The sequence below is a fragment of the Janthinobacterium sp. BHSEK genome, from assembly GCF_056174685.1.
In genome coordinates this window covers 16,353-35,115 of the sequence record NZ_JBWBYV010000074.1, presented here as the reverse complement: position 1 = coordinate 35,115, position 18,763 = coordinate 16,353, and the positions used below count along the sequence as shown (strand labels likewise).

The 18,763-nt window shown below is 64.2% G+C and carries 16 protein-coding genes; 9 read left to right on the top strand and 7 right to left on the bottom strand.

Translation table 11 applies throughout. From position 1 onward, the window contains the following. From AC0V2Y_RS23225 to gdhA, 5 genes are all read left to right on the top strand, one after another. A partial coding sequence (locus AC0V2Y_RS23225; RefSeq protein ID WP_475418375.1) for a Stf0 family sulfotransferase occupies positions 1-662 on the top strand: 662 nt, incomplete at its 5' end. Positions 663-717: 55 nt separating this feature from the next. Continuing rightward, the gene (locus tag AC0V2Y_RS23220; RefSeq protein WP_475414898.1) at positions 718-1,758 is read left to right on the top strand and encodes a polysaccharide pyruvyl transferase family protein; all 1,041 of its coding nucleotides are present in this window, start codon (positions 718-720) and stop codon (positions 1,756-1,758) included. Positions 1,759-1,760: 2 nt separating this feature from the next. Further along, positions 1,761-3,062, top strand: a complete 1,302-nt coding sequence (locus AC0V2Y_RS23215) for a Rieske 2Fe-2S domain-containing protein (RefSeq protein ID WP_475414897.1) — start codon at positions 1,761-1,763, stop codon at positions 3,060-3,062. Further along, entirely contained in the window at positions 3,059-4,090 is a 1,032-nt protein-coding gene (locus AC0V2Y_RS23210) for a glycosyltransferase family 2 protein (protein WP_475414896.1), read from the top strand. Before AC0V2Y_RS23215 ends, AC0V2Y_RS23210 begins: the two co-directional genes overlap by 4 nt. Positions 4,091-4,297: 207 nt before the next feature. Further along, entirely contained in the window at positions 4,298-5,641 is a 1,344-nt protein-coding gene (gene gdhA, locus AC0V2Y_RS23205) for an NADP-specific glutamate dehydrogenase (RefSeq protein ID WP_475414895.1), read from the top strand. A 101-nt stretch (positions 5,642-5,742) separates the two neighbouring features. On the opposite strand, the gene AC0V2Y_RS23200 is transcribed toward gdhA, so the two are convergent. Further along, positions 5,743-6,300, bottom strand: a complete 558-nt coding sequence (locus AC0V2Y_RS23200; RefSeq protein ID WP_475414894.1) for a flavin reductase family protein — start codon at positions 6,298-6,300, stop codon at positions 5,743-5,745. A 175-nt stretch (positions 6,301-6,475) separates the two neighbouring features. On the opposite strand from AC0V2Y_RS23200, the gene AC0V2Y_RS23195 reads away from it, so the two are divergent. Beyond that, positions 6,476-7,105 (top strand): head GIN domain-containing protein, encoded by a 630-nt coding sequence (locus tag AC0V2Y_RS23195; protein ID WP_475414893.1) that lies wholly within the window; start codon positions 6,476-6,478, stop codon positions 7,103-7,105. Positions 7,106-7,147: 42 nt separating this feature from the next. Next, a complete protein-coding gene (locus tag AC0V2Y_RS23190) occupies positions 7,148-7,945 on the top strand; it encodes an enoyl-CoA hydratase (protein WP_475414892.1) in 798 nt (265 codons plus the stop codon). A 135-nt stretch (positions 7,946-8,080) separates the two neighbouring features. Here the strand turns inward: AC0V2Y_RS23190 and AC0V2Y_RS23185 are convergent, their stop codons facing one another. From AC0V2Y_RS23185 to AC0V2Y_RS23165, 5 genes are all read right to left on the bottom strand, one after another. Continuing rightward, positions 8,081-8,818, bottom strand: a complete 738-nt coding sequence (locus AC0V2Y_RS23185) for an AIM24 family protein (RefSeq protein ID WP_070312592.1) — start codon at positions 8,816-8,818, stop codon at positions 8,081-8,083. A gap of 3 nt (positions 8,819-8,821) precedes the next feature. After that, entirely contained in the window at positions 8,822-9,463 is a 642-nt protein-coding gene (locus AC0V2Y_RS23180; RefSeq protein ID WP_034784288.1) for an AIM24 family protein, read from the bottom strand. Positions 9,464-9,480: 17 nt separating this feature from the next. Further along, positions 9,481-10,134, bottom strand: coding sequence for an AIM24 family protein (locus AC0V2Y_RS23175; protein WP_475418374.1), 654 nt, complete (start codon positions 10,132-10,134; stop codon positions 9,481-9,483). A 121-nt stretch (positions 10,135-10,255) separates the two neighbouring features. Continuing rightward, the gene (locus AC0V2Y_RS23170; RefSeq protein ID WP_475414890.1) at positions 10,256-13,420 is read right to left on the bottom strand and encodes a S8 family serine peptidase; all 3,165 of its coding nucleotides are present in this window, start codon (positions 13,418-13,420) and stop codon (positions 10,256-10,258) included. Between the two features lies 1 nt (position 13,421). Then, positions 13,422-14,237, bottom strand: coding sequence for an NF038120 family PEP-CTERM protein (locus AC0V2Y_RS23165; protein WP_475414889.1), 816 nt, complete (start codon positions 14,235-14,237; stop codon positions 13,422-13,424). Between the two features lie 433 nt (positions 14,238-14,670). Between AC0V2Y_RS23165 and AC0V2Y_RS23160 the strand changes: the two genes are divergently transcribed. Both AC0V2Y_RS23160 and AC0V2Y_RS23155 read left to right on the top strand, forming a co-directional pair. Further along, positions 14,671-15,582 carry a histidine kinase gene (locus AC0V2Y_RS23160; RefSeq protein ID WP_475414888.1) on the top strand — a complete coding sequence of 304 codons (912 nt, stop codon included), beginning with the start codon at positions 14,671-14,673 and terminating at the stop codon, positions 15,580-15,582. 8 nt (positions 15,583-15,590) lie between these two features. Next, positions 15,591-16,238 carry a response regulator gene (locus tag AC0V2Y_RS23155; protein ID WP_475414887.1) on the top strand — a complete coding sequence of 216 codons (648 nt, stop codon included), beginning with the start codon at positions 15,591-15,593 and terminating at the stop codon, positions 16,236-16,238. On the opposite strand, the gene AC0V2Y_RS23150 is transcribed toward AC0V2Y_RS23155, so the two are convergent. Continuing rightward, positions 16,235-18,715 carry a TonB-dependent receptor gene (locus AC0V2Y_RS23150; RefSeq protein WP_475414886.1) on the bottom strand — a complete coding sequence of 827 codons (2,481 nt, stop codon included), beginning with the start codon at positions 18,713-18,715 and terminating at the stop codon, positions 16,235-16,237. The two genes, AC0V2Y_RS23155 and AC0V2Y_RS23150, sit on opposite strands and share 4 nt — an antisense overlap. Between the last annotated feature and the right edge of the window lie 48 nt (positions 18,716-18,763).

The window sequence follows — 18,763 nt, the reverse complement described above, 5'->3', positions numbered from 1 at the left end:
GTGCAGCACCACGCGCCTCGAGCAAGCGGCTGGCCCGCCTGTTGCTGGGCGCGGGCATCGGCGTGCCGCTGGAATATTTCAATGACAACAGCGTGCAGGCACTGACGAACCGCTGGCAGATCAAAAAACATGATTACCTGGCACATATTTATGCCCGGCGTTCCGCGAATGGCGTGTTCGCATCGAACATCCAGTTTGCCCAGATTCAAAAGTGGCCCCATGCACACGACTTTGCAACCCTGTTCGAAGGCGCAACCGTGATGCATTTAATCCGCGACAACAAGGTCGCCCAGGCTGCGTCTCTGGCGACTTGCATGGTGACGGGGCGCTGGGGTTTCGAACAAGCGACGGTGACAAAGAATTACTCGACCTGGCGCCTCAAATTGGCGGCGCGCAAGGCCATGCAACTGATTGCCGAGGATGACCAGCTTTGGCAGGACTGGTTCAGGCAACGGGGCATCCAGCCGCTCGTCATCAGTACCGAACGTGTCAACCAGAACGATTTGACACTGATTAATGACATCGCCGGTTTGCTCGGCGTCAGCGCCGATGCGGCAAGCGCGCAGCGCATGCTGGACGTGGATCGTGGCGCCTATCCTGGCGATCAGGAGCTGAAATCGCGCTTTCAGGCACTTATCGAAGAACTCGCGGCGCGCGGCTAAGCAACGTACCTTGCCTCCCAATTTCCCTACACCCCCATAACAAGAAGGACGGACATTGAATATCTTTATGGTGCGGCCCACCACTCGCAATATCGGCAACGATCTCATCGGCTACGCTACCGCAGAACTCCTTTACGAGGTATTCGGAGAAGCCACCAATGTCGTCAGCATTCCTGCCTTGAAGGGGCCGCAGTTCGGCGGCCTGGTAGCGCGCCAGATCTATGACATGAACCGCCTCGCCGACGCCGTCATCGTGGGCGGCGGGAATCTGTTTGAAAACGGCCAGCTGTCCTATGATGTGCAGGCCGTCAATGCCCTGCGCCGCCCGATGATGCTGATGGGACTGTCCCATGGCCGCATCACGGGCCGCGATGGGCAAATGGAAGACCGCACCGATGCCCTCAGCGCGACTGCAATACGGCACCTGGTCGAGCATGCCAAGGTGGCCATGGTGCGCGACACGGGTTCGCAAGAAATCCTCGCCGATCTTGGCGCCAAGGTGACGGTCGGCGGCTGCCCCACGCTGTACCTGCCCCCAAATGCCGAGGGCGAAGCGGCCAGGGGCGGCGTGATCATTTCGGTGCGTCACCCCATGCGCATGAGCGTTCCTGCCACCTTGCAGTGGCGCATCGCAGAAGACCTGCGCCGCCTGATTGCCGCCCTGCGTGCCGAATATGCGCAACCCGTCTATCTGGCCTGCCACGATTACATCGATCTCGAATTCGCGGCCGGCTTCCCGGAAGCGGCGCCCATGTACTTTGACGAAGTCAGCCGCTACATCGAAGCGCTGCGCACCTGCAAGCTGCACGTCAGCTACCGCCTGCACGGCTTCCTGCCGTGCCTGGCCATGGGCTCGCACAGCATCAATCTTTCCTATGACGAAAGGGGCCGCTCGATGCTGTCGACCATCGGCATGGCATCGTGGGATGTCGATCTGATGGAAAATGGCGATTGCGTAAGCGCCATCATGGACCGCGCGCGCTCGGCCGATCAATATCACCGTACCCGCCAGAACGCCCTGCCGCTGATACAAGAGTTGCGCCAGATTACGGTGCGCGGCTTGCACACCTTGCGCACCCTGGCAACGGAGCAATGAATATGAGCTCGCCATCTTCGTCGCAGGGCGTGTGGCTGAAGTGCCACGTCCGCGAACTCGCCCCTTGGGAAACCATGACCGAGCGCGTGCTCGAGGAAATTATTTCCACGGTGGGACAAATGAAGGGCGCAGCAAAGGCTCAGTTGCTGCGCCAGCAGGGCATTGAGCGGCTGCACGAAGTCATCGATACCGACGATGTGGCTTCCTTGCGCAACCAGGTGCTGGAACGCTTGCGCCAGCCCTTGCTGGCCATGGCGACGGCCGTCGGACGCCAGATCCTGGGCTGGGATGGCGATTTCTATGTGGATGACTATTTGATCCTGCGCATCAACTTCCCTTACGAAGTGGCGCGCAAGACCAATCCGGCGAGCGAGAATCCCGGTATTGGCAGGCTCAGCGCTACCGTGCGCGAAAAATTCCAGATGCGCAAGGTCATCGACCCCGTGTACGCGCCGAAGGAGTATCACCGGGGCCACCCGCCCGCCGCCTGGGCGCACGGTCCGCACATCGATAGCTGGGCCGGCCATTCGCGCGACGGGCGCAATATCTGGTGGGCCATAGGCGAGGTGCCGGCGGAAGCGGGCATGGTGCTGTATCCGGAGTTAGCCAACGTCACGCTGCCCTGCGAGCGGCGCACGCTGTACCTGCAAGCGGGCTACCGCCTGCCGGTGCCGACCTACCTGCCCCTGGCGGCAGGCGAGATGCTGGTCTTCGATCCCGAAGTGCTGCACGGCACGCATCTGAACACGACAGAGGCCACGCGCGTGGCCATTTCCATGCGCCTGAACGCTTCCAGGCCGACGTTCGATCCCGCCTGCTTCTATTCGCGCGAATTCTGGCGCCGGGCCGCCGATATCGAGCAAGGCCATGATGAAGTCCTGCATCTGCGACGCGAAGACAACTTCGGCCCGCCTGTGGCGAACGCACCCGTGCAGACGCCGCCTGCCGTTCCCGTCATCGCCGGCCGGCTCGAGCAGCAAAGCGGCCTCATACATGGCCAGCTGCCTGCCGCCGGCCCGGATACGCAGCGCGTCATCGTCGATGCCGCGCCGTATCGCATCATGCTGGTACACACCAGCGACGGCACCCGCGCCTACGACGCGGCCTGCCCGCACTATGGCGTGGACCTGGCCGATGGCGGATGCGATAGCGGCAAAGTGTATTGCCCGGCTTGTGCAATCTCGTTCGACTTGCAAACAGGAAAATCGTCCTGCCCGTCGCTGACACTGCAACCGTATGAAATCCGGCAAGACGGCGCTACCGTACGCATCCGTGTTGCGCCGCCTGCGGCCGTGGCGACATGAGCGCAGCCGCAGCCCACGCTCTGCCTGCCGCCCTCGATGCGGGCGCGGCGGCAGTGAGTGTCATCATTTGCACCCGCAATGGCTGGTCGCGCGGCTTTCTTGACGACAGCTTGCAATCGCTGCTGGCCCAATCCTGGCCCGCGCAAGAAATCCTGCTGATCGATGATGCCAGCAGCGACGACACACCCGCCTATGTACGGCAAGCCTACCCGCAAGTCACCGTCTTGCCGAATGCGGGAAGCGGTCTGGCGGCCGCGCGTAATACGGGAGTGGCCGCAGCCCGTTTTCCTTGGGTCGCCTTCATCGACGACGACGACATCTGGTGCCCTGAAAAACTGGCTGAACAACTTGCACAGGTACAAGCATCCGAAACGCCGGATGCGATTGTGTATGCGTCGCAAGTTGCCACGCTTAACAGCCATGGCGGCAATCCCGTGGATTGGGCAACGCCACGGCAGTTTGCCGCCTGGCCCGCCTGTCTGCTGGGTTCTCCCATTCAGCCATCCGGTGTGCTGCTCAGCAAACGGCTACTCTCCCGTATGGGGCCATTTAGCGAACAGCTCAAGGAAGGCGCCGCTTACGACTACTGGATACGCTGCCTGAGCGCCGGGATGTCCATACACTACAGTACCAACGTCCTGCTGCACTATCGTCAACATCATCCACAGATGACGGCGATGTCGCGCAAGCTCGATCATTTCCTGAATATCGACGCCATGATCACGCCGCACCTTGCGCGGCTGGCACCTGCGCTGGCCAACCGGATCCGCTCAGCGCGCTTGCTGAACAATCTGCGCTCCCTGCTGGGCCATACCGGCATCTCGGCGGCGGTACGCTACTGGCGCGTCAGCGTGCCACGCCCGGCGTCCAGCCTGCGTACCCTTTCCTATTTTTTGTTAGATACGATTGCATGCCGGACCCCGCACCGGATACGCCACACACTGCGGCAACGCGCCATGCAGCTACTCATCGGCAAGCAGACGCCCTTGCCCGAGCTACGCCCGAAACGATCCGGACATCCGACGTGAAGGTCTACAACGCCAGCGCTTCCGCTGGCGTTTTTGTTTTTATATCAAGTTTTCCATCAGGTCAGGGGCTGTTTTTCCGCGCCGGACGGCTGAAAAATTCGCCCCACAATGTAGCAGAAACCCCTCAAAACCAAATTTCCGCACCATTTTTGTGCGAAATCTGCGATGATAGTTGCCCAAATAACCGATTACCTCCATGGAATTCTGATGAAATATGCATCTGCTCACGAGTATGTCCAGCATGTCGCCGCACGCAATCCAGGTCAGCCCGAGTTTCTGCAAGCCGTCACCGAAGTCATGGAGAGCTTGTGGCCGTTCCTGGAGCAGCACCCGAAATACGCGGAACAAGGCTTGCTGGAACGCTTGATCGAGCCGGAGCGCGTGGTGATGTTCCGCGTGTCGTGGGTCGATGACCATGGGCAGGTACAAGTCAACCGCGGCTACCGCATCCAGCACAGCATGGCCATCGGGCCGTACAAGGGCGGCATCCGCTTCCACCCCTCCGTCACCCTGTCCGTGCTGAAATTCCTTGCCTTCGAGCAGACGTTCAAGAATGCGCTGACGACGTTACCGATGGGCGGCGGCAAGGGCGGCGCCGATTTCGATCCGAAGGGCAAGAGCCCGGGCGAAGTGATGCGCTTCTGCCAGGCCTTCGTGAGCGAACTGTTCCGCCACGTGGGTTCGGATACGGACGTGCCGGCCGGCGACATCGGCGTGGGCGGGCGCGAAGTGGGTTATATGGCCGGCATGATGAAAAAGCTCAGCAACCGCGCCGATTGCGTGTTCACGGGCAAGGGCGCCAGCTTCGGCGGCTCGCTGATGCGGCCGGAAGCGACGGGCTACGGCACCGTGTATTTCGCCGAGGAAATGCTGAAGACGCGGGGCCGCTCGTTCGAAGGCATGCGCGTGTCCGTTTCCGGCTCGGGCAACGTGGCGCAGTACGCGGTGGAAAAAGCCATGGCCATGGGCGCGAAAGTCATCACCGTCTCCGATTCCAGCGGCACCGTCATCGACGAGGACGGCTTTACGCCGGAAAAGCTGGCCATCCTGATGGAGGTCAAGAATCATCTGTATGGCCGGGTCAGCGACTACGCAGAACGCACGGGCGTGCGCTTCGAGGCGGGCGTATCGCCATGGCATGTGCCGGTCGACATCGCCCTGCCCTGCGCCACGCAAAATGAACTGAACATCGACGATGCGCGCCGTCTCATCGCCAATGGCGTGCAGTGCGTGGCCGAGGGCGCCAACATGCCCACCACCATCGAAGCGGCCAAGGCTTTCGAAGCGGCCGGCGTGCTGTATGCGCCGGGCAAGGCCAGCAATGCGGGCGGCGTGGCGACTTCCGGCCTGGAAATGAGCCAGAACGCGGCCCGCATATCGTGGCCGCGCGAGGAAGTCGACGCGCGTTTGCTGCAGATCATGCAGGGCATCCATGCCGCGTGCAAGCAATACGGCACCCGCGCCGACGGCACCGTCAGCTATGTGGATGGCGCCAACATCGCCGGCTTCGTCAAAGTGGCCGATGCGATGCTGGCGCAGGGTGTCATTTAAGCGTAGGTCGGATTAGGCGCAAGGCGCCGTAATCCGACAACATGGTTGGCGCGGCCGGTAGTGTTGTCGGATTACGCACGGCATAGCCGCGCCAATCCGACCTACAACATCTCGGGCTTCATCAGACTCTTGCGGCTGATCGTGCGGCCCGACACCATGAACTCGCCATTGCCCCGGTAATGCAGGGTTTCGGGCAGCTTGGGCGAGGTGGCCACGTGGGCTTTCACGCACTCGAAGATGAAGAAGCCGCCCTTCGGATTGCCCGCCACCTGCGCCAGCTTGCATTCGAAGTTGGCGTAGCACTCGGCGATCAGGGGCGCGCCCACCAGCTCGGCCGGCTGCGGCGTCAAGCCGAAGGCCGCGAACTTGTCCGTGTCTGCGCCGCTGCAATTGCCGATGGCGACCACCTGGTCGACCATGTCGGCCGTGGGCAGGTTGATCACGCATTCCATGCTGCGCTTGATCATTTCATGGCTGTGGTTCGCGTCGGAAATGAAGCAGCCCAGCAACGATGGCGTAAATTCCATCAGCATGTGCCAGGCCATGGTCATGACGTCGCTCTCGCCCTGCCACGTTGAAGTGACAAGCACCACCGGCCCCGGTTCGAGGAAGCGGCGGATATCGGCGACGGGATAATCTTCTTTGTGATAATTTTTCATGCAGTCTCCAGGACGCGTTACGCCATAGCATAGCCCAACGGCGCCTTCGCGGGCGCGCGGCTGGCCGATGGCGGCGCGTCATCCACGCCGCGATTTGCGCCGCTCATCGCAAATTTCTCCACCTTGGAGATGTTGCAACATAGAATACACTGATCAACTACTCAAGGAAACCGCCATGCGCCCTCTGTTCCTGTTGTCAGTCCTGTCCCTCGCCTGCCTTTCCACCCTCGCGCATGCCGACGAGCAAACCCGCACGGTCGCCGCCTTCAACGCCATCGACATCCGCGGCCCCATCAGCATCGAAGTGGAATCGGGCAAGGAGCAAAGCCTGCTGCTGCGCGGCGACCAGAAATTCCTCAGCGGCGTGATCACGGAAGTGGTCGACGGCGAACTGAAAATTTCCATGAAGGATAAAGATATCAAGAAGACCGAGGGCGACCCGCGCATCCTCATCACCATGCCCACCTTGCGCAAGCTGATCGCGGAAGGCGCGGGCGAGAAGATATTGACCAAGCTCAATGGTCCACGTGTCGACATCAGCTACAAGGGCGCGGGCCGCCTGGCCGCCGATGGCCAGGTCGACTGGCTGCGCCTGAAGGCGCAGGGCGTGGGCGAAGTCGATACGAAAGCCTTGCTGGCGAAAAACGTCGACGTGAATTTCGAAGGCATCGGCTCCGTCAAGGTGTATTCCTCGGGCGAGCTGAACGCCGTGGTGCGCGGCATGGGCGAACTGACGTATTACGGCAAGCCGAAGATCGTGCACAAGTCGATCGCCGGCATCGGCAGCGTCAACGCCGCCAAGTAAGCTTTTCCATAAAAACAAGGCCATCAGGCCACTGGAGACCGCATGACCGCTTTACAAGATACCGACGCACCGCTGGTGCTGCGCGAAGAGCAGGATGGCCTCGTCACCCTGCGCCTGAACCGTCCCCTGCAATTCAATGCCCTGTCCGTAGCCATGCTGGCCGCGCTGCAGGAAGCGTTCGATGCCATCGCGCAGCAGCCGCACGTGCGCTGCGTGGTGCTGGCCGCCGAAGGCAAGGCGTTTTGCGCGGGCCACGATTTGCGCCAGATGCAGGCCACGCGCCAGCTTGATTATTATCAAACCTTGTTCGCGCAATGCTCGCGCGTGATGCAGGCGATTCAGGCCTTGCCCGTGCCCGTGATTGCCCGCGTGCACGGCATCGCCACGGCGGCCGGCTGCCAGCTGGTCGCCAGCTGCGACCTGGCCGTGGCGGGCGCGTCCGCCCGCTTTGCCGTGTCCGGCATCAACGTGGGCCTGTTCTGCGCCACGCCGTCCGTCGCCCTGTCGCGCAATGTGTCGCCCAAGCGGGCCTTCGACATGCTGGTGACGGGCCGCTTCATCGACGCCGACACGGCCGCCGACTGGGGCCTGATCAATGAAACGGTGGCCGACGCGGCGCTCGACGAGGCCGTGGCACGCCTGGCGCAGCAGATCATGGCGAAAAGCCCGACGGCCATCCGCTACGGCAAGCAGATGTTCTATCGGCAGCGCCAGCTGCCGCTGGACGAGGCGTATGCGTACGCGGGCGACGTGATGGCGCGCAACATGATGGAAGAGGATGCGGAGGAAGGCGTGAGCGCCTTCCTTGAAAAGCGGCCGCCCGGCTGGGCGCGGCCTTGAGTACCTGACCGAACCTACTGCGCGTCGGTATAGGCAGCCTGCGATGCTCACCGTACTTCAGTACGGTTGCGCTTCTCGACTACCTCTCCCTTCCGCTCGCTACGGTTCTGTCAGGTACTCTTGGACTGCCTGGTCTTAACGACTGTCCTTCATCTGCTGCTGCACGGAAAGACTCAAGGTACCCAGGTCTTCCTTGCCCAGCAGCGGCAGTTGCGCCAGCAGCTGCATCAGGGCCGAGCTGCCCGTCACGTCCAGCTCGGACGACTGCACCAGCACCGTGCCGGCGCCCGTGAAGTCGATCTGCTTTTCCTCGCCCGACAGGGTAAAACCCGTGAGCGCGCCGGCGGCCGAGGCCCAGCCCTGCACGTGGGCATAGTCGTAGTGATACGAGGGGCTGGGGCAATCGGCCCAGCCCAGCACGGCCTGCTCGTCCACGCGGCACGGCAACTCGAGGAAATGCACGGGGCCGTTCGACGAGGCGATCACTTTACCGGTGCCTATCATGGTGAGATAGCCGGGCAAGGTCGATTCCTGGCAAATCACATCCTTCGTAAAACCCAGCAGGTTTTTCGCGCGGATGGTCATGTTGGCGTTGTCCAGGTCGTAGCACGCCAGGTCGTTGCCGTTGTCGCCCAAAATCAATTGGCCCTGCCCTTGCGCCACGACAAAATGGTGCACGTATTTCGGTGCATTGAAGGCATTGCGCACGATCAAGTCGAGCACACTGCTGCCCATGGCTTCGAAGCGCAATTCGCCATAGAAGGCGATCATCTTGCCCTTGCGAATGAAGATCTGTTCCTTGACGTCGATGACATACGAAAAACGGTTCAGGTTATCGTTCTTCGGCAAGGTATCGGGATTGTAAATCGTCATGGCTTACCTTTCGCTCGCTTGGATGTAGACCGTGCCCTGGCCCGTAAACTTCACCTGGTACGATTCGCCGGACGCCTGGCCGACAAAGGTTTTCCAGTTCAGGTCCGTGACGATGGTCGAGCTCAGCTGGCCCGTGTGGCCGATATACGCTTGCGGGTCGACAAAGACGGGCACGTCCGGCGTGACGGGCAAGCCGATGGCATTGCCGTCGGACAAAATCGCCACCTCGCCCGTGCCTTGCAGGGTGGTGGTAAACAAGCCCTGGCCCGAGGCCATGCCGCGCACCACGCCCTGCACGCCGCCCTGGTTGCCGAGGAACATGGTACCGGCCGTCAGGCGCGCATCGAAGGCCAGCAGAGAGTCGCTTTCCACATAGAAAGTTTCGCCGCGCACGGGCACGATGGTGACGAACAGGCCGCCCTGCGCGTAAAACACGCTGCCCGTGCCGCGCGCCGACATCAGGGCATAGCCCTCGTTCGTGACGGCGCGCATGGCCAGGCTTTGCACGCCCTGGCCGGCCAGGAAGGAGCGGCTGAACGCCACGTCGCCCTGGTAGGACACCATGGCGCCCTTGCGGGCGAACACTTCTTCATTGCCGAGTTTGACCTCAAGCATCTTTTCATTGATCTGCTGATAGACAGGCATGACGGGTCCTCGCTGACTTAACGTTCGGCGGGCTGGATGAACACCACGCCCTGGCCTGTGAATTTGTGCTGGTACGATTCGCCCGAGCTCTGGCCGATCATGGTGCGCCAGTTGACGTCGAAGACGAATTCCTGGCGGATATCGCCCTTGAAGCCGACGAAGGCGTCCGGGTCCACGCGCAGCGGGTGAGAAGGCGTCACTTCCAGCATGATCAGGTTGCCGCGCGAAATGACGGCCAGATTGCCGTGGCCTTCGACGGTGGTGGAAAACAGGCCCTGGCCGGAACTGGCGCCGCGCAGGCCCGCAAAGCTGGTGCCCGTCTTCAGGCTCGTGTCGTAGGCCAGCAGGCTGCTGCTTTCGATGGTCAGCTTTTCGCCGGCCAGCGCCATGACGGTGATCTCGGCCGCGTTCTGCGCGAAAAACACCGTGCCGCTGCCTGAAGCCTGCATCACCTGCATGCCTTCGTTCGTCACCTTGCGCTTGAGCGCGCCAAAGATGCCCTCGCCGCCCAGCAGGGATTTTTCAAATTTGATGCTGCCCGTGTAGGCGACCATGGCGCCGGCAATCGCCAGCACTTTTTCATCCTGCAGGCGCACTTCCAGCAGGCGGTCGGTATTGGTGCGGAAACTGGTCACGCGCGACTCCCCAAGAATGCCAGGGCACAAAGCCATGGCTATCCGACAAGATACCGGGGGCGTTACCGCCGTGCAAGTGCTATTCCTCCCGAACGGGGGGGAATCTATAAAAAAAGGCGTGCCCGGAGGCACGCCTTGCGTTCACGCAAAGAACGGTTTATTCAGCCAGCACCGGCTTGGCGCCGCGCGCGTTCTGGAACAGCGGCACGGGATCATTGGTATTGACCTCGACCACCGTGACGCCCTGCACCACGCCAGCGACCTGGTAGCCGACGGCGCCCAGGTGGCGCTTGCCTTCGGCCAGGTTGGACCAGCTCAGCGAGACAGATGCGGTGCCGCCCACGTAGGCCGTGCCCGGCATCAGCGCCTTGAAGTTGCCGTTGTTCAAGCCGGGTGCCAGCACCCACGACGACAGGGTGTAGTCGGCCTGGCCGTTTTGCGGTGCGAAGCCGATCACGCACACCTTGTACGTGCCGGCGGCGGGCAGGCGCAATTCCACTTGCTCATTGGAACTTTCGTTGCCGCTGCTGCCGACCAGCACATTGGCGGCGTTGTAGACCTCCATGTCCATGTCGGTATTCGCGCCGCCCGTCGTTTCCGCGTCGTAGGTGGCAAAGCGCGCCGCCAGGGTACCGGCCGGGACCACCACGTTGTGCACGTTCACGCCCGTGGCGCCGCCCGCCTTGCAGGCGGCCGATGCGGCAGCGCCCGTCGCGGCCTGGCCGATCGTGCGCGACTCGCGCACGGCTTCGACCAGGCCCGACTTGACGCCCACCAGCGCGCCCGTGAAGCCCGTGCCCAGGGTCAGCACCTTGCTGCCCGTGGCCGCTTCACTGCTGACCAGTGGAATGGCGGCCAGCGAGGTGCCGCGCGCCGTCAGCGGGCTGCGCACCGTGTGCGTGCCATCCGTCCAGCTCAGGGCGCCGTAGGTCCAGGTATTGGCCGGCGCCGTGGTGCGCGTCAGCTTGACCTGGTACTGCGCCTTGGCACCGGGCGCCAGGCTCAGGCTCGTTGGCGTCACCGCCACCGTGTAGCCGGGCAGGCTGGCCGAGACGTTGTAGACGGCGCTGCTGGCGCCCACGTTGGTCACCGTGCGCGTCAGTGTCTGCGTGCCCAGCACGTTGGCCGCCGTCAGCGACGCCAGGTTCAGGTTGTAGGCAGCAATGGTGCCGACGGCCTGGCAGGTGGCGGCGCTGTAGACCTTCAGGTTCAGGCCGCACAGGAAGCGCGCATAGTCGATTTCCGACACGTCGTACACGAGGCCGGGATCGGCCGCGCTGTTCGGCGCGATATGGCCGGCGCCCTGGCCCCACGGCAGCTGGCCCGAGTTCTTCGCCGTGGCATCCCACGACACGGAACCGTTCAAGCCATCGGAGTACGTGCTGAAGGCCGTCGTCATCAGCGCCGACTTGATGGCCGCGGGCGACCAGCTCGGGTGCTGCTGCTTGAGCAGCGCCGCCACGCCGGCCACGTGCGGACTGGCCATCGAGGTGCCGGAATAGAAATCCCATTCCGCCACGGGCGCCGCGCCGCCGGCCGCCACGGCATCGCGCTGTGCCGGCGTCAGGTCGGCCGTCACGCCGGCCAGGATGTTGGTGCCGGGCGCGGACAGGTCGGGTTTCAGGATGTTCGCGTTGGCCACGTTCGGCCCGCGCGAGGAGCGGTCGCTGACGATCGGCGCCTGCACCGTGGTGTCGGCGATGGTGTGGATTTCGCCCAGTGCCGCCGTGCCGTCCGGATTGGCCGCCATGAAGGCCTTCAGCGCGTCGCCCTGCGCCTGCGCCAGGTGCACGGTCGACAGCACGTGCGCCTGGTTGATGATGGTGTTGGCGCCGCCGGCCACGTTGGCGATGACCACGCCCGCCGCGCCCGCCGTCCTGGCGTTCGCGCTCTTGTTGACCAGCACGTTGCCGCCACGGTCGCACACGAGCACCTTGCCCGCCACTTTCGCCGGGTCCAGATAAGCCGAGGTGGCATCGGCCGCGCCGTAGCAGCGCAGCAGATTGACGTCCGTCGGCGGCACGCCGGCCAGGCCCGCGTCGCGCGAACGGATCAGCGGCAGCGCCGGCGTATTCGCATTGCTCGACGCGCCTTCCAGCTTGCTGCCGTTGCTGAGGATGACATTGCCCGCGTACAGGCGGTTATGCGTGGAATTGGCCACCGTTGCCAGCCACGGGCTGATGTGCGAGACGGGCGCCGGCACGTCGGGCGCGGGCGTGGCCGGGCCGGAATTGCCGCCGGAGGTGGCGACGAAGACGCCGGCCGCCGCCGCGCCGAGGAAGGCGACTTCCGTCGGTTCGTCGAAGGCGCCGCCGCCCGCGTTCGGGCCGATGGAGAAGTTGATGACGTTGACGCCATCCTTGACCGCCTGGTCGATGGCGGCCACGCTGTCGGCCGTGGCGCAGCCGTTGCGACCCGTCGACGCGGCCGTCCAGCAGACTTTATAGGCGGCGATGCGGGCGCGCGGCGCCATGCCGGAAGCCTTGCCCAGCGACACGCCGTTCGAGGTGGCGATGGCGCCATTGTTGCCGCCGGCCGTGGACGCCGTGTGCGTGCCATGGCCGCCATGCCCCGTCAGGCCGGCGACGGAATCGCGCGGCGACAGGAATTCCGTCCAGTGCAGCGCCGACGTGGAGGCGCGGTAGTAGCGCGCGCCGATCAGCTTGTTGTTGCAATTCTCGGCGCCAAAGCCTTCGCCCGTCTGGCACGTGCCATGCCAGCTGGCCGGCGGTGCGCCGTACACGACGTTGCTGCCGCTGTGGCTGGGCACGCCGTTCTCGTCGAGGCGGTCGGCAAAGGCCGTGTTCTCGGGCCAGATGCCGCTGTCGACGATGCCGATGATGATGTCTTCGCCCGCGTGCGTCTTGCCGCCCAGCTGTTCCCACAAGCCGCCCGGCTTGTCCAGGCCCAGGAAGGTGGGCGTGTAGCTGGTGTCGAGCTGCAGGATGGAGTCGGCGCTGATGCTGGCCACGCCACTGTTTTTCTTCAGGGCCCGCACTTCATCGTCCGTCAGCAAGGCGGAAAAGCCGTTGAAGACGACGCTGTACTGGTGCGTGATTTCGGCCGCGCTGACGGTGCCGGCCACGGCGGCCTGCTTGCTGTCGAGATAATTCAGATAGGCCTGCACGTCGGCGGCGCCCACGTTGATGCGCGCGCCCGGGGCGGGCTTGGTGGCGGCCAGGCCGTCGACCTGGCCCGTGTAGGTGGCGGCCGGCTTGTCGACCAGCTGCACGATGTAGGAACGGCGTTCCTGCGCCTGTGCCGCTTGCGCCAGGCCGGCGGCCAGCAGGAGGATAGCGAGGGAAACGGGACGTAATTTCATCTCACGCTCCTTGCACGGTGAACGCGGCGAACTTGCCGCTGCGGCGGCGCGACAGCATGCCGATGGCGCCCAGGCCGGCCAGCAGCAGCATGTAGGTCGACGGTTCCGGCACGGCGCTGATGTTGATGTTGTCCAGCGCAAACTGGCCCTGGTTAAAGGCGGGGAAATCGATGGAATTGCTGCACACGCCAGTGTCATTGAAAATGCAGGCGTTGAAGGTCAGGCCCGTGAAGGCGTAGTTGCTGAAGCCGCCCAGCAGGGAAGCGCCCTGGAAATGGTAATTGCCATCGCTGCCCTGGCCGGGAAACGCCAGCGAGGTGCTGACCACCTGGCCGTTGCTGAGGGTGCCGCTCAGCTGCAGTTCGCCCCAATTCTGGTTCGGCAAGCCGGAGACGGGCGCGATGAAGGAATAGTCGAAACCGGCCAGGCTGAACGCCTGGCGGTCGGCACGCGCGAAATTCACGCCGCCATCGTTGAGGATGGCCAGGTAATTGCCGGTGGCGCCCTGCGGGCAGGCGGCGATATCGCACGACGAGCCCACGCGGCCATCGAGGATGGCGCCCACGCCGCTGACGCCGCCGCCGGCCGCCGTGGTCGGGTCGGCCAGGAACAGCAGGTTGTAGCTGGACGTATTGAGCGTCTGGCCGCTGGCGTACACGTCGGGACGCAAGCTGTCGAAGGTCAGGACATCGGCCATGGCCGGCGCCGAAGCGAGCACGGACACGGCGGCCAGTGCGGCCAGGACGGTTGAGCGGCCGCGGGTAGCGGACCGATTGGCGGTGGCGGGCGATACCCGCGCTTGTGATATACGATTCATTCTATTCCCTTGATTGTTGTGGATAGATAGGTCGGCAGGTCTGGCGCCCGCTTTCAGCTTTTTCACAAAAGTGTCAACAAATATAGCAAATCGCATAAAACAAATATCATATTTTTAATATCATTAATTTATTTTTTATCTAAGCCTGCGAAACTTTGTTTTGTTTTATCTATGGAAGCTTGAGGAATCTCAACGTTACATTGGAACAACAATGCCTCGCACTGCAGGCGTGCGCGCCAGCGTGCCGGCGCGACTTCAGATAAGCTCGAAAACCGTGCCTGCGGCCAGCGCAAGTGCCCACCGTCACATCGCGGTACACCTGTTCCATCCTGGAACAGTCATCCCCTCCCCTGCCCCGCATGACGCCCGCCCCTGCGCCGATGGCATGAAGCTTGCACAACAAAGAGATCGACCGTGCTCAGGGAGCAGCATCATGGAACACCATCAACTCGCCAGTAGCGGCCGCGCAGGCACGCGGACGGCCCGGCGCATCCTCGTGTGCTGCGCGCTGGCACTGGCTTTTTTCCTGCTGGCCGTCAGGCTGGACCTGGCCGAACGGCTGACGCACGCGCTCTGGCGCCAGGAACACTGGCAACTCGATGAACTGGCCCTGAGCCTGTTGCTGCTGGCGCTGGCGCTGGCCGGCTTTGCCGTGCGGCGCGGGCGCCAGGTGGCGCTGCTGCTGGCGCAAAACCGCGCCCTCACGCAGTGCCTGCTGCGCGCGCAGGAAGAGGAGCGCTGCGCGCTGGCGCGCGAGCTGCACGATGAAGTGGGACAGGACTGCACGGCCATCCGCGCCGCCGCCAGCTACATCCTGCGCGCGCGCGACGGCGACCAGGCGAACGTGCAGGCCTGCGCCGCCAGCATCGCCCGCTCGTCGGAAGCGCTGCACGCGATGGTGCGCACGATGCTGCGCCGGCTGCGCCCGCCCGTGCTCGACAGCCTGGGATTGGCGCCGGCCCTGCAGGCGCTGTGCGACAGCTGGGCCCAGCAGCACGGCATCGCCTGCCATTTCGCGCCGCACGCCATCCCCGCCAGCCTCGACGACAGCACCGCCACCGCCATCTACCGCCTGGTGCAGGAAGGCTTGACGAACGTGGCGCGCCACGCGGGCGCCGACCGTGCCATGGTGGAATTGCGCGCCGATGCGCACGGCGTGCTGCACCTGGCCATCGAAGACAATGGCCAGGGTTTGCGCCAGGACAAAAGGGAAGAAGGCGGTTTCGGCATGCTGGGCATGCGCGAGCGCGTGGCCGGCTTGCGCGGCCATATCCGCTGGATCAGCGCGCTGGGCAGCGGCTTGCGCATCGAAGTGGCGATGCCGCTGGCGGCCGGTGCGGCATGAACGCAGCCATGACCCCGATCCGCGTGATGCTGGTCGATGACCATCCGGTGGTGCGCACGGGCTACCGCCGGCTGCTGGAACAAGGGGGCGACATCGCCGTCGTGGCCGAGGCCGGCAATGGCGAAACGGCATATGCCCTGCACCTGGAACAGGCACCCGACGTCTGCGTGACGGACTTGTCCATGCCCGGCATCGGCGGCCTGGAATTGCTGCGCAAGCTGCTGGCCCGCGATGCCGGCGCCCGCGTGCTCGTATTCACCATGCACGACACGCCGCAGCTGATCGCGCGCGCGCTCGATGGCGGCGCCTGCGGCTTCGTCAGCAAGCAGGCGGACCCGGAACACCTGGTCGACGCCGTGCGCGCCGCCCACGCGGGCCGCCGCTACCTCGATCCGCACAGCGCACCGGGCGTGCTGCAAGGCACGGCCCGCATGGAGGCGGACCGTTTGAGCAGCCTGAGCCAGCGCGAATTCGAAATCTTCCGCCTGCTGGCCGAAGGCCGCAGCGCCACCGACTGCGCCCGCCTGCTGCACCTGAGCAGCAAGACGGTGGCCAACCACCAGACCTGCATCAAGGAAAAACTCGACGTGCCCGGCCCCGCAGCCCTCGTGCATCTGGCGCTGCGCAATGGCGTCATCGAGCACGTCCAGCCTTAAAACGCGTAGCGCACGCCCACATTCACGCTGCGCGGCGCGCCGGCCGCATAAAACGTCGCATTGACCATCGGATAGTCGCCGTTCACGACGGGCAATGGCCGGGCGGCAAAATTGCCGTTGGCGTCGAAGCCCGTGGCGCCCAATTGCGCCGCCGTCGCATACTGGCGGTCGAACAGGTTGTTTATCTGGGCAAACACGCTCAGGCGCGGCGTCAGCTGGTACTTCCCGTTCAGCTCGACCACGGCGTAGCCGGCGCTCTTGCCGGAACCCAGGTAGGACGGGCCGCCCGCCTGGTGCCGGTTGTTTTCATTGCCGCGCGCATAGGAACTCGACACGGCCGTCATGGCCAGGCCCACCGTCCAGTCGCGTCCGCCCTGAACATCCACGTGCGCCTTCAGGATATGGCTCGGTGTCAGCGGTATGCGGTTGCCGGGCGTGATGACGATATTGCCTTCCAGGCCGGGCGCGTCCGCGTCGCTGCTGCTGTTGGCGCTGCCGTTGACGGTTTCGCGGCTTTGATACGTCGCCTGCAGCCACGTGTAGTTGACGCCGAAGTCCAGCGCGCCCGCCTTGCCGTCCAGCGCCAGCTCCACGCCCTGGTGGCGCGTCTTGCCGAAATTCTTGAAGTAGCCAAAACCGGCCTGGTTGTCGGCCACGAACAGGATATCGTCGTGGTTTTCCGCGCGGAACAGGCCGGCGCTCCAGCGGGCCACGTCGCCCCATGGGCCGCGCACGCCCGCTTCCCACGTCTTGGTGACCACCTGTTTCAAGGGCGGGTCGCCCGCCATGGCGTTGGGCAGGCGGCAAGGGTTGTCCGGGTCGGCGCAACCGAGTTCGATGGCCGTCGGCGTGCGGCTGCCTTCGTTGTAGCCAAGATAGGCGCTGGTGCCGCCGGCCGGCGCATAGGCCAGACCGATGGCGGGATTGAAGCGGCTGAAACGGTGGTCGCCATCGAGCGAGCCGCTGCCGCCGCCCGGCGTGATGGCGTCGCGGTTGCGCACGGTGCTGCGGTTGTAGCGGCCGGAGATGGTCAGGGTCAATGCTTGATTCAACGCCATGCTGTCGCTCGCATACACGCTCCACGTACGCATGCGCCCGCTCAAGTCGACTCGGTTATCGACGGGCGTGCCATCGTCGTCGATTTCCGTGCCGTCGGCAAAGAAGTCGACGGGCGTGATGCTGCGGTCCGGGTTCAGGTAGCCGAACTGGCTGGTCTGGCGGAAGGTGGCGTGGCTGGCATCGTAGGCGGCGCCGGCCGTGACGGCATGGCGCGCGCCCGCCAGATCGGCCAGTGCCGTGAACTGCCCCGAAAGACCATAGTTTTCCTGCTCGGTATGGCTGCGGTTGAGCATGCCGTTGCATTTTTCGGCCGGTTCATCGTTCAGCAGCACGTTGCCGATGCAGCGCCATTTCGGGAACGGCGTATTCGACGCATTCGCCCCGCTGGCGGGAAAGCCCGTGTAGCCGGCCGCCGCCAGCGCCGCCCGTTCGGCCGCGCCGGGCTGGTAGACGGACTGATCGAGCGACTCGTCGTTCAGGTCGCCGTTAAACGTGTGCGTGTCGATCTTGCGGTAGTACACATTGCCGGACAAGAGCAAGCCGGCGCCGGCCTGGTGCTTGCCCGTCAGGTTCAATAGAGTGGATTTGTTCTGCGTCAAGTCCGGCTTGGTGTAGACGCTGCGGTAATCGCGCGCCAGCATTCGCTGCTCCTGCAAGCCGTTGCCCGTCAGCGCATTGTCCGCGTGGGCCACGGTGACGGCGAGATCCGTGCGCGCATCGCTCCAGCCCAGCTTGCCAAAAAGCTGACGCACGTCGGACGGCGAATCGTCGCGCCAGCCCTCTTCCCTGAAGCGGTTGCCCGTCACGTACCAGTGCCAGCCCTGCGCATTGCTGCCGCCATGTTCGACCTCGACGCCGCGACGTTGATCGGAACCGAGGCGCGCCTCGACGGCTGTGCCGGGATTGCTCTTGCCATCCTTGGTCTGCAGGGCCAGCGCGCCGCCCAGGGTGTTCAGGCCGAACAGGGGGTTCGAGCCGGGCATCAAGGTCAGCGAGGCGATGGCCATGCGCGGGATCAAGTCCCAGCTGACGACGTCGCCAAACGGCTGGTTCAGGCGCATGCCATCGAGGTAGACGGACAGCCCTTGCGGCGTGCCCAGCAGCGGCGAGGCCGTGTAGCCGCGGTAGCTGACGTCGGGCTGGAACGGGTTGTTCTGCACTTCATTGACATACACGCTGCCCAGGTTACGGCGCAGGAAGGCGGAAATGTCGAGCGCGCCGCTGGAGGCGATCTGCTGCGCGCTGGCCGTCTGCACGGGCGCGGCGAGCGCATCGCGCGGCTGCTCCACGGTGGGCAGCGGCATGCTGCCCGTGATGATAACGGTGGGCAAGTCGTACGCCAGCTCTAGGCTGGCAGGGTCGGCAGCTTGCGCCTGGCACAGCGCCATGGCGGCGGCGGCGAATAAGGTCAGTCTCATGCATATCCCCGATTTATAGTGGTTTTTATTGCGTCCAGTATCGGACAG